The sequence below is a fragment of the Bacillus sp. LSHTCR4 genome (assembly GCF_057197025.1).
In genome coordinates, this window is the sequence record NZ_JBXUNO010000001.1 from 807,171 (window position 1) to 821,111 (window position 13,941).

The window sequence follows — 13,941 nt, forward strand, 5'->3', positions numbered from 1 at the left end:
GGCATAGCTTTTTTTGTTGTAATAATTATATTTTGTTTTGTACAAAGTAAAGAAATCAAATGTTATTTCAATTATTTCTTTGTACCTTTACTTTTGTATGGTTTTGCAGCTTTTTTTTTCTTTGCGCTTGATTGCCAACGGTTCCATCCTTTACTTCCTGTACCTTGTCCTACACCTTTTTTCGGTTTTGCTTTCGTTTTACTCATATGATCACTCCGTTATATAAAAATCTTATTTGATAATAGTCAATGATTTAGAAAATACTCTTTATAAATGACTATGTTTGTTTTAAGTAAAAACAAACTGCTTGAATGCTATAGTATATCATGAATTTGCAAGTAAACTGAAAGGAATTACAAAGAAAATGAAAATAATAAGAAATACTGCGGATTCTATATTTCGGACGATTACATTAATTGTTGTATATATGTTAGTTTCTGTTAGTGAGACGTTTTTTGGAATACCCAGACAAAAGAAGTAAAGAAGGTATATTGGAAATAATCAATAAAGCCGTAAAATAAAGAATTGAAAAACATTTTAAAACTTTTTGTTGACTTTCTTTATTTTTTGTATAGAATAATCATTAATAAAATGTTTCAGAGATGTGACAACAAAACGACTATGAAAGGACGAGTAGTAGTAGGACGTAGTCTAAGCGAGTCAGGGGTGGTGTGAGCCTGATACGAAGCCTATTATGAAGAACCTCCTGGAGTTGCTAACCGAAATCCTTTACAGGAAAGTAGACTTAGCCGGGAACTTCGCCGTTACAAGAAGAACAGTATCGAGATATTTCATCTCCGTATTGTATAAGTGAGCAACCTCTGTTGCTAATTTGGGTGGTACCGCGGAACCAAAGCCTTTCGTCCCAGTTTTTTGGGAAAGAAGGGCTTTTTTTGTTGGCTTCTTTTCACAACATCCAAACATTTTAGGAGGAAACCACCATGTATCAATCATTAATGACAGTAAGAGAGACTCAAATCGCAATTAAGGAAGTTAAAACATTTTTCGAGGATCAATTAGCAAAACGACTTGAACTATTCCGTGTATCTGCACCATTATTTGTAACGAAAAAATCAGGACTAAACGATCATCTAAACGGTGTAGAACGTCCAATTGAATTTGATATGTTACATTCAGGAGAAGAATTAGAAATTGTGCACTCACTAGCGAAGTGGAAACGATTTGCACTGCATGAATATGGATATGAAGCTGGTGAAGGTTTATATACAAACATGAACGCGATCCGTCGTGATGAAGAACTCGATGCAACACATTCTATTTACGTTGACCAATGGGATTGGGAAAAAATCGTTCAAAAAGAATGGCGTACTGTAGATTACTTACAAAAAACAGTGCTAACAATTTATGGAATATTCAAAGATTTAGAAGACCACTTATTTGGAAAATATCCGTTCCTTGGGAAGTATTTACCAGAAGAAATTGTGTTCGTTACTTCTCAAGAACTAGAAGATAAATATCCAGAATTAACACCGAAAGATCGTGAACATGCAATTGCAAAAGAACACGGTGCAGTCTTCATTATCGGAATTGGTGATGCACTTCGTTCAGGTGAAAAGCATGATGGACGCGCAGCTGATTACGATGATTGGAAATTAAACGGTGATATTTTATTCTGGCACCCAGTACTACAATCTTCATTCGAATTATCATCAATGGGAATTCGTGTTGATAGTAAATCACTTGATGAGCAGTTAACGAAAACAGGTGAAGACTTCAAACGTGAGTACGATTTCCATAAAGGTATTTTAGAAGACGTACTACCATTAACAATTGGCGGTGGTATTGGACAATCAAGAATGTGCATGTACTTCTTACGTAAAGCACATATTGGTGAAGTTCAATCTTCTGTATGGCCTGATGATTTACGTGAAGCTTGTAAAAAGGAAAACATTCATCTGTTTTAATAGAAATGGGAGAGGATAGCTCAAAGAGTTATCCTCTCTTTTTTATGGTGTAAACGAATGGTTTGCAGTGGATTTTACTAATGGTTTCTTTCTTTTATATCTCTTTTTATGTAATAATTTGTTAAAGGAGGGGACGTTATGAGCTTAGGAGAACAGTTAAAAAAACTACGAGTGTCAAAGGGATTTTCACAAGAGGATGTTGCTAAAAAGATTGGTGTGACGAGGCAAGCAGTATATAAGTGGGAAAATGATAAAAATTGTCCTGATATTGATAATTTAATTTTACTAAGTGAAATGTACAATGTTACGCTCGATGAGTTAATAAAAGAGAATCAAAACATTAAAGAAAAAATACATATTGATGAAGAAGATGAGAATTTTGAGAAAGAGAACGAGTTTGGTTTTTATATTGGATGTGGTTTGCTAATTTTAAGTGCTTTCATCGATTATGAAGAAATTCAAGAGATTTTATTAGGAATTGCACTATTCATGATGATTTTTTACTCTGACGTGAAGAAAGTTATTTTGAATGAGTTCAGATCGTTTTTTAAAAGAAAAGATATATATGATAAGAAGTGAGAAGAATCAGTTATATTTCCTAGGAAAGGGTAAAAGAAGTAATTGAATTGCTTCATAATGATTTTAGGATATTGATAGTATGTTAAAAAGTTCAAACAAGCATAACCCCGTTCTCAAACTAGGACGGGGTTCAAAATCTAAGTTTTTATGAAGCGAGAATTTCTTTCAAATATTTTTACTTTAGTAAAGACTTCTTATAAAACATTACTTATTTATTACCGAGTTCTTCCGCTAAACCGATTAAAATTCCTTCCACTCCACGAATGTAGCAGAGACGATACGAGTTCTCGTACTGAACTACTTCGCCAACGAGCTCTGCACCATGCTTAGTGAGTCTCGATACCATTTCGTCAATATCTTGAACGGTGAACATGACGCGTAGATAACCGAGGGCGTTTACAGGAGCATTTCGGTGATCTGCTATAGTAGGAGGGTTGAGAAATCGCGAAAGTTCAATTCGACTGTGGCCATCTGGAGTGACCATCATAGCAATCTCTACGCACTGAGAGCCGAGTCCAGTTACGCGACCAGCCCATTTACCTTCGACAGTGGCTCTTTCTTCGAGGTTCAAGCCAATCTCCTCGAAGAAAGAGATTGCGTTATCAAGAGATTCTACAACGATGCTGACATTGTCCATTCGTAGTAATTTGTTTTTTGCCATAGTCTTATCTCCTTATGTATAAAAGTTTATTATTTAATCGTCTTCATAATTATACTACTAAGTAGTTACAAATTCCTTTCAGTCAAAAACACCTTGTCACAGTATAGGAAAATGTGACAAGGTGTTTTTTTATATGTCATATAGCATCTTGTTAACGAACAGCTTTTATTTAATTAGGAAGGAAGTAGATTAATATGATTTTTTTATAAGTGTTACTGAGCATATCAAATTAGCTCATCTGCACTAAAGGCTGAATTTTCGCCATAAATGATTGGTGAAGTGCTTCAACACCTGTTACTAAATGAAGGCGGTCAATAACGACAGACACTTTAATTTCGGATGTACTTACCATTTTAATATGAATATTTTCTTCTTTTAAAGTAGTGAACATATTCGCAGCAACACCTGGATTAGAGACCATACCAGATCCTACAATTGATACTTTTGCTAAATGATTTTCATATTCTACTGATTCATAGTGAAGTGCCTCTTGATATTGTTCCAATACTTCTAATGTTTCTCTTAAATCATTAGAATGGATGGAGAAGGAGAGATGAACAGTTCCTTCATTTGTAATACTTTGAATGATAATATCTACATTAATATGTGCCGCTGCTAATGTAGAGAAAACAGTTGAAAGTGAGCCTTGTTCCAATCCTTTCACTGTGATGCGTGTAATATTATCTTCAAATGCAATACCTTTAACGATTGATTGTTGTTCCATGTTACATTCTCCTTTTACAATTGTTCCATTTTCTTGTTCCATACTTGAGCGAACTTCTAAAATGACATTATGATTTTTAGCAAACTCAACAGCACGCGGGTGTAATACACCAGCACCGAGGTTTGCAAGTTCTAACATTTCGTCATAAGAAATTTCATCTAATTTATAAGCATCTTTTACAACTCGTGGATCCGTCGTATATACGCCTGTCACATCTGTGTAAATATCACATTTTTTAGCTTTCAGTGCAGCAGCTAATGCGACCGCAGTTGTATCAGAACCGCCTCGTCCAAGCGTTGTAATTTCAAGATCTTCACTGACTCCTTGGAAACCAGCTACAATAACAATGGTACCTTTAGTAAGATAGGACTGAATTCGATCCGTATGAATGTCAGTAATCCGTGCACTATTATGTACAGATTCTGTCGTAATACCGGCTTGCCATCCTGTTAATGAAATCGCGTTATAACCTTTTGCTTGTAATGCCATCGTCAATAATGAAATAGTCACTTGCTCTCCTGTTGATAGAAGCATATCCATTTCACGTTTACTCGGATTTTCTGTAATAGCGTTAGCAAGTGCTACAAGTTCATCTGTACTTTTTCCCATTGCCGAAACGACTGTGACGATACTATGTCCTCGTTCATATTCTTCAATAATTAAATTTGCTACATGTTGAATACGCTCAACACTTCCGACAGAAGTGCCACCAAATTTTTGTACAATCGTTTCCATTACGAATTCCCTCTTTCATCCATTTTTAAGAATAGATTAGGACATATATAAATCCCAATATTCCTGTAGCTACCAGAGAAAAACAAAAAACACCATCTCAAATAAGTGAGGATGGTGCTGTTACAGGAAAAGGGAAACAGAAAACGGAGCTAATAAAAAAACCGCCAAAAAAGGAATACCATAAAAATGATATCTCTTTTTTGTAGATAGCTCTTCATACATACACGTCTGTACATATGACAGTTCTGTTTCTATTCGAAAACAGCCCCAATCGATACATACAGAGAAATATATCGATTTCGGCAATACTTCCTTTCATCTAATTTCATAGACATCTCTGTGTCTCCATTAGAATAATCATAAGTATCGCAACCTCTATCTCACGTTTTAGGCGAGAGTGTTTGATTTATGAAGTTATTGGTAACATTTGTTTTATAATAATTTAAATTTTTCGGGGAATCAAGTGTTTTATATATATTTTTAAAATTCTTTCTTTTTCTTAGGAAGTTTGTGAAAAATGTAGCAAAATAAATTCAATGCATGTACATTAAACTTATAGTGCATTGGAGGTGGAAGAATGAAGGGGAAAAAGCCTATTTATGTTTCGACAGAAATGAACACAACAATGGAGAAATTATGGGAATACACGCAAGAACCCCACATACATACAGAATGGGATGCTCGCTTTACTGAAATTTCGTATTTAGAAAAAAAAGAAGGAGAACCACAGAAGTTTTTATATAAAACAAAAATCGGATTTGGACTTGAAATAGCTGGAGAAGGTGAATCGATAGGTGAGATAAGAAAAGAAACAGGAGAACGGATTTCTTCTTTGAAATTTTGGACGGATAATACATTATCTCTTATTCAAATAGGGCGTGGTTATTGGAAGTATACACCCCGTAAAGAACACATTCATTTTGAGACGCAATATGATTATGATACGAGGTTTGGTCGTATAGGGAATGTAATAGATTTCTATATGTTTCGGCCTTTATTAGGCTGGGCGACTGCTTGGAGTTTTGATGCTTTAAAATTATGGTTAGAAAAGGGGCTTCATCCTAGGTTGCTAATTAGAAGAACAATGACATATTGGCTCGTTTGTTTTTTATTCGCTTTTGTATGGCTATATCAAGGGATTGTACCGAAAATAATCTTTACCCATCCAGAAGAAGTGAAAATGCTTTCGGTCATAATTGGTTCAACTGAAAATAGTATTTTTATTCTTAAAATAATTGGGCTGTTAGAAGTGATTTTTGGAGTCATATGGTTACTTCCATTTCCAAAACGAAATGTATTTATAATACATATTTTCGTGTTAATAGCCTTAACGATAGCAGCAGGGTTTACGAATATCGTAAGCTTTACAGAGCCGTTTAATCCAATTACATTAAACGTTCTACTAATGGGGTTATCGATTATCGGTTATATAAATAGTTTTGATTTACCAAGTGCAAAAAATTGTAAGAGGAAGAGAAAGGGATAATGTATGACTAATATGTATGAAAGGCTATTAGGGGGTTCTTATAAAAAACTTCATCCAAAATTACAGAAACGCTATGAAATTACAGAAGAAAATAGCTTTACTGGAGAAGGAAAGATGGATGAGATTTATGGAGGTTCTTTTTTCGTAAAATTCATATTAAAAATTGCATCGAAGTTCCGTATGTTTTTCTCTGAGCGGGGGAAGGAAGTGCCATTTACAATACATAATACCGCTGAGCGAGATGGAAACGGACATGAATTTGTGCGATGGAATCGTACTTTTTATTTTCAAAATAAGAAAAGACATTTTAACGCTGTTATGCAGTGGGATAAAGAGAATAATGAAATTGTAGATTATTTTGGTGAACCGCACATACTTGTTTCTACATTGAATTTTCATATTGATGAGTTGGGGGCAATGCATATTTCTTCAAAGAAACAATGGTTTTACATGTTTGGAAGGAAAGTCCCGTTACCTAGATTCTTATACGGAGAGGCTAACATTGTAGAAAGTTATGATGAAACACTACAATGCTTTCGAATTCATGTACAAGTACGCAATCCATTAATTGGTTCATTATTTTCATATAAGGGAACGTTTGTGGAAAGGAAATAAACGATATGAGAAATATAATATTTGGTCTTGCTTGTTATATTGTTTTTCTAATATGTGAGTGGCCCGATGTAAATCCTGTTGAAGCAATTATATTATTATCTATTTTGTTATGTATACCGATGTCTTTTTGTATGATTGATAAAAGAGCAAGAAATGGATCATATGTATTATTTTATAAATCCGTATCGTTTTTATATCCGATAGCGGCAATTTGTGCAATGTTATCATTTGTAACAAATCAATATTTATTTGCGATAATTTGGTTTGTATATACGGGGATCGTTGCGTTATTTGGTATAAATAGATTACTAGAAAGAGGATGGAAACCGTTAGAAGAGACAGCTATCGATAGTGCGTTTATGTATTTGTTTTTAGGTGGTTTCTGGTTTTTTGCTTCTGTAGCAAAGATTTCGATTATGCAGTTTACTTCTGACATTGTTTTACTCACAGCTGCACACTTTCATTATTCGGCGTTTCTATTGCCATTATCAGCTGGTTTAATAGGGCGGAAGAGAGAAAAGAGCAGTAAAGTATATGATGCAATTATGTTTATTATAGTCATTTCACCAATGACAGTTGCGATTGGAATTACGTACTCAAGGGTATTTGAATTTTTTGCAGTGTTCCTATATTTATGTGCGATTTATGGTTATGGGATTTATGTTTGGTGCACGAAATTTAATGCTATCAGCGCAAAGATTCTCCTGATCATATCGTCTAGTACACTCATGGTAACAATTATGTTTTCACTTATATATTCGTATGGGAATTTGAAATATGTAATGACGATTACAATTGCCCAAATGGTTTGGATTCACGGTGTTGTTAATGGGATTGGAGTAGCGCTACCGGCATTTGTCGGCTGGATGATTGAAAAGAGTGTTCCGAACTATAAATATTACGGCAAACCAATGAGTAGATTAAGAGGAAAGGCGACAGTTGGTGAAGCATTTTTACATAACAGAAATGTAATAGATAGCAAGGAGTACAAGGGTTTAGTTGATAAAATGAATGATTTTCATAGTGAGGCATTTGATACGGCGAAGATTCCTGTAAGCATTATTCGTTTTTATGAAAATACAACAGCGTATAAGTTACAATCGCATATTAAATGGACTCGTTGGTTCCGCCCGTTCGCATTTTGTTATGAAAAAATGAGTAAGCGTGTAGGACAAATACATTTAGGAATGGGCGGCAAGTGGGAAACAATGCACGGCTCTATCATAGGGGTAATGGATGAGAAGGATGGAAGGGAGAATGTAAGAGCTTGGTTAAGAAAAAATGAAGCAGGAGAATCTATTTTTGTAGCTCTTTACTCAAAACATACGTATAAGAATGAGACATATATGAATATTGCATTGCCTCTACCATATTCGAATATGACGGGGATTTTAAAATTACGCAATGATAATAATGATTTAATTATTACTAGTAAGCTGAGAAGAAATGGTAAGGGAGATGAGGGGATCTATTTACATACTCGTTTCTTTACAATCCGTTTACCGTTAGCTGAGACGTTTATTATTAAGGAGGGTGCAAATCAAATGTTAGAAGCTAACCATAAAATGTGGATATTCGGAGTTAAGTTTTTAGAAATTGATTATGAGATTAAGAAAATAGAGGAGAAGTAAGAAAAGCTTGGAGAGATTCCAAGCCTTTTTACGTATGGGTAATGGTCATAGCAACTTGTTTATCTAAGTCGCGGTCCCAAACACGTTGAATTTCAAACGTACCTTTTTCAAAAAATAATGGGAATCTTTCTTTAAACCAATCTTGCATAGGGAGATTTAGTGCTGTATCGATTGGTACCCATAATAATTCACCTTCAGGAGGATTCATAAGAAGCTCACCTTCAAATGAATCTGTCCAATAGTTAAATACCATATATCGAACATTTTCTTTCAGATTTACGTATTCATCTAATCCTTTAAAAGTTAAATTTGAAACAAGTAATCCAGTTTCTTCTTTTACTTCTCGTTTAGCAGCTTGAACGATACTTTCTGGAAAATCTACTTTACCGCCAGGAGCGATGTAACCAGGAAAGCCTAGATGATCGGGACGTTGTATTAGCAATACTTCGTTATTCCGCTGAATCATACACATTGTATACATACGGTGTTCTATATCTTTCCAGTTTTTGCTCATACGAATCTCTCCTCTTAAAAAATAAGAATCTTATCGTTTTTAACTATAGTTATTTATGTCAAAAAATACAATAATAAGACAAAATTATACAAAAATAAATTGACTATTATTAATTTTCATAACTATAATTAGTCTGTTACATAAAAATATTGTACTTGAGAGGGGAATATATTCTATGAGAAATAGAATAATCGCAGCAGGAGTAATTGCAGCTAGTATATTATCTTATTCATCTAGTAGTTTCGCGCAAACGAAAAAATTTCCAGATGTCCCAGCTAAACATTGGGCAGAAGACTCTATTTACTATTTAGTAGAGAAAGGTGCAGTTACAGGTAACGATAAAGGAATGTTTGAGCCAGGAAAAGAAATCACTCGTGCAGAAGCAGCTACAATGATGGCTAAAATCTTAAACTTACGAATCGATACAAATGCTAAACCATCTTTCGGTGATTCTCAAAACGAGTGGTATACTCCATTCATCGCAGCCGTAGAAAAAGCTGGCGTTGTTAAAGGGAAAGGAGCGGGTGTATTTGATCCAACTGGGAAAATTGACCGAGTTTCAATGGCAGCGATGCTTGTTGAAGCATATAAATTAGAGGCAAAAGTAAAACAACCAGTACAAACAAAATTTGCAGATTTAAATGATAGTTGGGGGAAAGATAAGGCCAACATTTTAGTAGAATTAGATATTTCACAAGGTGTAAATAAAACAGAGTGGTTACCTAATAAAACTGTAACGAAAGCAGAAGCAGCGAAGTTTATTGCAAAGTCAGACTCGCTTAAAATAGGTAATCCTTTAGTAGAACAGGTGATTATTATTGATCCTGGCCATGGAGGAACAGACCCTGGGAAGGCAACGCAGGGATTACATGAAAGTGATATTGTATTAGATACTTCTAAAAGATTACAAAGTTTACTAGAGAAGAATACTCCATTTCATGCGATGTTAACGCGTGAAACAGATATTCGTCTTGGCGAAAAACAAGGAGAAGACCTTAAAAATCGTGTGGATTTCGCGAAAGAACATAATGGAGATATTTTTGTAAGTATACATGCAAATGCTTCTCAAAACCATGATGGATATGGAACAGAAACTTTTTATTATAAAGGATCTGAAAAGAAAGAATTAACTGAGCGTGAAAAAGATAGTTATATGTTAGCTAATAAAATACAAAAGAGATTAGTTAAAGCGCTAGATACAAGAGATCGTGGTGTGAAACCAGAAGACTTTTATGTACTAAGAGAAAATGAGATGCCAGCAGTACTAACGGAGCTAGCATTTTTAGATAATAGCACGGATTATGAGAAGTTAGCTTCAGAATCTGGAAGACAAATAGCTGCTGAGGCAATTTATGCTGGGATTTTAGATTATTATGAGTGGAAAGGCTTCGATGTTTCTAAATCTCGTTTAACGAAATAATAATGTTGATTGCTAAGCCCATCGTCTATATAAAGATGGGCTTTTTATGTAAGTTTGTGTAATTTTGTATTGGAATAAAAAGATATATCGTATTATGCTGATTATAAATAAAATAATGGTAGATTAGTTTATTTGTATCACGTATACTTTTACTGTTGACTATTTAAGAGTTTGTTAGTTTAATAGGGAAAATTATACGATAAAGGGAGGCAAGTTAACACGGGACAAGCATATACATAACGTGTTAAAAAATTTATGAAAAAAGTTATTTCTAATGTGTTAGCAGTGACAGTCGCGCTTCAAGTAGTGATGGCTCCAGCAACTTCGTTTGCATCTACAAAGGAATTTCCAGACGTTCCGAAAAATCATTGGTCATTTGAAGCGATTACTGATTTAACGTCAAAAGGGGTTATTGCAGGGTACGATAATGGTAAATTTGGTTTTGGAGATGTTGTAACTCGTGAGCAAGTAGCAGCATTAATGTATCGTGCATTAAAACCAGAAACTAAAAAAGCTTATAAAAATCCATACTCTGATATTAGTGCAGGAACGACGATGTTCCCAAAAGAAATTTTGGCATTAACAGATATGGGGATTTTCGTAGGTGATGATAAAGGGACATTTAGACCGAAAGAATCGTTAACTCGTGCTGAAATGTCTGTTATTTTGCAAAGAGCATTTCAATTAGAAGTAAAAGCACCACATACATTTAATGATATAGATGCAACACACTGGTGGGCAAAAGAAGCAATTAGTGCATTACAATCTAATGGTGTATCAGTAGGGAATGGGCTTGGAGGATTTGATCCATCAGGTGTATTAACACGTGAAAGCTATGCACAACTATTATATAGAGCAATGCAACTAAAAAAAGATGTTCCTGAGGAACAACCATCATATATTAATCTAGATGTGACATTACCATCTAACGTAACTGCGCAAGAGATTGATAATTTTATTGAAAAATCTCATTCGGATAGTCCACTTATTGGAACTGGTAAAGATTTTATTCAAGCACAAAATGAGTATGGTGTGAGTGCACTATATTTAGTAGCACATGCAATCTTAGAATCTGGTTACGGTAAATCAGAAATTGCATATCGTAAACATAATTTATTTGGTTTAAGAGCATATGATCGCGATCCATTTGCATACGCAAAATATTTACCATCATACAAGGACAGTATTTCTTACAATGCTGATTATGTAAGAAAGAATTACTTAGAAAAAGGTGCTGATCATTTTAATGGTTACACATTGCCTGCTATGAATGAAAAGTATGCAACGGATAAAGAATGGGCTGGTAAAATTGCTAATATTATGGAGCGTATTAAACCGTTTAACAAAAAAGATTATGAAAATGTAAAACGATTACCAAAAAATCCTAATACATTAAATGTAGAGACATTAGGAAAAGAAATTCCATATAAAGATTATGCAAAAGGTGCAACAGCTACTATTCAATTAGTAGGTTCTTACTACCAAGTGCCATATCCATTTGGCTATACAATTAAGAGTGTACCAAATATTACGCAAAATGAAGTTGGAAAATTAGAAAATGGTAAGAAGGTAAATGTATATCGTGAAGATCCAAACGGCTTTGTAGAATTCTCATTTGAAAATACTCAAGAAAAGTATTGGACATTGAAGAAAAACTTAAAAATATAAATAAAAGGGTGTTTTCATTTATGAAAACACCTTTTTATTTATATTCATCAAGTAATATTCCGTAGTATGTAAGATCCATAGGTTCACCGGATTTTACAACATGTTGTTTAAACGTCCCCTCATGTTTCATTCCGATTTTCTCCATAATTCGCCAGGAACCAGGATTATTTGTAAAAGCTGCTGCGAATATTTTATTTAAATGTAGCTCATTGAATCCATAGTGTAGTAGTGCTTTCGCTGCTTCGGTACCAAATCCATTCCCCCAATAAGGTCTTCCAATCCAATAGGCCAATTCTCCACGTTTATGGATATGATCTAAATTTAAATTCATTACACCTAATAATTCGTTATTATTCTTATCTATTATAGAGAAAATCACAACCTTTTTATCGGTTTCTGCTTGTAGCATATATGTAATAAAATCTTTTGCAGAGCCTTTTGGGTATGGGTGTGGAATAGATAGGGTTGTTTTAGCAACATCATAATCGCTAGCTAATTTTTCGATTACTAGAGCGTCATCTAACTGTAATGAGCGTAATATGAGTCTTTCTGTCTCAATTGTTTTCATATAATGTCCCCTTTGTGTTTTTGATAATATTACCATAAATTTGATGAATTCATATATAATTAGATTGAATATTATTAAAAATAAAACATTTTATTAGGATGATTTAATCCTTCGAAAAGAGGAGAGAGGTATGCAAGGAGAAATACCAACAGAGAAAAATTTAAGTTATATCGGTAAATTGCTATTGCCAGTTAAAGCGTCACCGCATTTTAAATTTTTATGGATTGGGCAATTGCTTTCGACTTTAGGTAGTTCGATAACGATGGTTATTTTGCCAGTCGTTGTGTATTCATTAACTGGTTCAACAGTTGTAATGGGAATGACTATGGCGATGTACATGCTTCCTAATACTCTTGCGTTACCGTTTGCTGGATTAGTCGTAGATCGAATGGATCGGGTGAAAGTAATGTTATTTACAGATATCATTCGCTGCATATTAATGCTATTACTTGCAACACTTATATTTATGGATGTTTTAACAATTCCACTTCTATATGTACTCGTAGCATTATATGGACTTATGGAAGGGATATTTCAGCCAGCGTATGCGGCTGTAAGAGCAAAAGTATTTGTACCGGAAATTCGAAATGCAGCCAATGCATTAACTCAAATGAGTAATCAAGGTATAAGACTAATTGGACCGGCTCTTGGAGGCTTGATCGTTTCAGTTGCCTCTGCCGGAATAGGGTTTGGGCTAGATGCAGTAACTTATTTGCTATCATTTTTCTGTTTATTATTTTTAAGAGAAATAAAGTTTAAAAAAGTAAACCATATTGAAAGAAGAAAGATCGATTACAAACACGAGTTTATGGAAGGTGTTTTCGTTTTAAAAAGTCATCCGTGGCTATGGATTACAATTTTAGTATTTTCTTTCATCAATATTTGTTATGCAGGAATTATCGTCGTATTAATTCCATGGTTATTTAATGTTCATCATCATTTTGAAGCATATGTGTATGGATTAGGAATGGCATCCTCTGGTGTTGGAGCTGTAATTGCCGCGCTAATATTTGGCGGGAGAGAACGGTGGCATAAGCGAGGATTACTTGCCTATGGTGGTGTTTTAATAAGTGGTTGTGCGCTTTTAATAATGCCGTTTATTGCTTGGGCACCTGCTTTGATTGCATTAATGGCAATTGAAGGTTTCGGTATGATGATATTTGGACTCATTTGGGAAACAAGTTTACAAGAGCTTGTGCCAGAAGAAGCATTTGGAAGAGTGGCAAGCCTTGATATGTTAGGTTCATTTGCTTTATTGCCACTAGGTTATGTGGTTATAGGATGGTTAGCTACTGTCATAGGTGGTGAGATAACGATTATAACACTAGCTATTTTAGTACTTGTAACAATTGGAATAGCGTTTACTGTACCAAGTATTAGGCGGTTTGATTAAATATGTAGGTTAAAAGGGGGGA

At 34.4% G+C, this 13,941-nt stretch carries 13 protein-coding genes, 1 riboswitch and 1 other annotated feature; of the genes, 8 read left to right on the forward strand and 5 right to left on the reverse strand.

The features are described 5' to 3' along the window. Positions 1-71: 71 nt before the first annotated feature. A complete protein-coding gene (locus tag AC2CGR_RS04190) occupies positions 72-206 on the reverse strand; it encodes a DUF3934 domain-containing protein (RefSeq protein WP_000047591.1) in 135 nt (44 codons plus the stop codon). Between the two features lie 406 nt (positions 207-612). Next, positions 613-871: a binding site (T-box leader), on the forward strand. A 70-nt stretch (positions 872-941) separates the two neighbouring features. Between AC2CGR_RS04190 and asnA the strand changes: the two genes are divergently transcribed. Next, positions 942-1,925, forward strand: a complete 984-nt coding sequence (gene asnA / locus AC2CGR_RS04195; protein ID WP_484480557.1) for an aspartate--ammonia ligase — start codon at positions 942-944, stop codon at positions 1,923-1,925. A 138-nt stretch (positions 1,926-2,063) separates the two neighbouring features. Then, positions 2,064-2,504, forward strand: coding sequence for a helix-turn-helix domain-containing protein (locus AC2CGR_RS04200; protein WP_484480558.1), 441 nt, complete (start codon positions 2,064-2,066; stop codon positions 2,502-2,504). Between the two features lie 208 nt (positions 2,505-2,712). Here the strand turns inward: AC2CGR_RS04200 and AC2CGR_RS04205 are convergent, their stop codons facing one another. Continuing rightward, complete coding sequence (locus AC2CGR_RS04205; RefSeq protein WP_484480559.1) at positions 2,713-3,165, reverse strand: VOC family protein; 453 nt, start codon at positions 3,163-3,165, stop codon at positions 2,713-2,715. Between the two features lie 229 nt (positions 3,166-3,394). Continuing rightward, positions 3,395-4,624: an aspartate kinase gene (locus tag AC2CGR_RS04210; protein WP_484480560.1), complete on the reverse strand. Its 1,230-nt coding sequence runs from the start codon at positions 4,622-4,624 to the stop codon at positions 3,395-3,397. Between the two features lie 199 nt (positions 4,625-4,823). Continuing rightward, a riboswitch (Lysine riboswitch) is annotated at positions 4,824-5,010 on the reverse strand. A 191-nt stretch (positions 5,011-5,201) separates the two neighbouring features. On the opposite strand from AC2CGR_RS04210, the gene AC2CGR_RS04215 reads away from it, so the two are divergent. Genes AC2CGR_RS04215 through AC2CGR_RS04225 form a run of 3 tightly spaced genes read left to right on the forward strand, consistent with a single transcriptional unit; the run spans position 5,202 to position 8,356 of the window. Continuing rightward, positions 5,202-6,110 carry a DoxX-like family protein gene (locus AC2CGR_RS04215; protein ID WP_087968110.1) on the forward strand — a complete coding sequence of 303 codons (909 nt, stop codon included), beginning with the start codon at positions 5,202-5,204 and terminating at the stop codon, positions 6,108-6,110. A 3-nt stretch (positions 6,111-6,113) separates the two neighbouring features. Beyond that, positions 6,114-6,725, forward strand: coding sequence for a DUF4166 domain-containing protein (locus tag AC2CGR_RS04220; RefSeq protein WP_087968111.1), 612 nt, complete (start codon positions 6,114-6,116; stop codon positions 6,723-6,725). 5 nt (positions 6,726-6,730) lie between these two features. Then, a complete protein-coding gene (locus tag AC2CGR_RS04225) occupies positions 6,731-8,356 on the forward strand; it encodes a YndJ family protein (protein WP_087968112.1) in 1,626 nt (541 codons plus the stop codon). Positions 8,357-8,384: 28 nt separating this feature from the next. On the opposite strand, the gene AC2CGR_RS04230 is transcribed toward AC2CGR_RS04225, so the two are convergent. Then, complete coding sequence (locus tag AC2CGR_RS04230) at positions 8,385-8,870, reverse strand: 8-oxo-dGTP diphosphatase (protein WP_000042289.1); 486 nt, start codon at positions 8,868-8,870, stop codon at positions 8,385-8,387. Between the two features lie 175 nt (positions 8,871-9,045). On the opposite strand from AC2CGR_RS04230, the gene AC2CGR_RS04235 reads away from it, so the two are divergent. Continuing rightward, positions 9,046-10,290 (forward strand): N-acetylmuramoyl-L-alanine amidase, encoded by a 1,245-nt coding sequence (locus AC2CGR_RS04235; protein ID WP_087968113.1) that lies wholly within the window; start codon positions 9,046-9,048, stop codon positions 10,288-10,290. A 255-nt stretch (positions 10,291-10,545) separates the two neighbouring features. Next, positions 10,546-11,958 carry an S-layer homology domain-containing protein gene (locus tag AC2CGR_RS04240; protein WP_087968114.1) on the forward strand — a complete coding sequence of 471 codons (1,413 nt, stop codon included), beginning with the start codon at positions 10,546-10,548 and terminating at the stop codon, positions 11,956-11,958. A gap of 34 nt (positions 11,959-11,992) precedes the next feature. On the opposite strand, the gene AC2CGR_RS04245 is transcribed toward AC2CGR_RS04240, so the two are convergent. Next, a complete protein-coding gene (locus tag AC2CGR_RS04245) occupies positions 11,993-12,526 on the reverse strand; it encodes a GNAT family N-acetyltransferase (protein WP_131101860.1) in 534 nt (177 codons plus the stop codon). Positions 12,527-12,656: 130 nt separating this feature from the next. On the opposite strand from AC2CGR_RS04245, the gene AC2CGR_RS04250 reads away from it, so the two are divergent. Next, on the forward strand, positions 12,657-13,919 hold the full coding sequence (locus tag AC2CGR_RS04250) for an MFS transporter (RefSeq protein ID WP_087968116.1): 1,263 nt from the start codon (positions 12,657-12,659) through the stop codon (positions 13,917-13,919). Positions 13,920-13,941 lie beyond the last annotated feature (22 nt).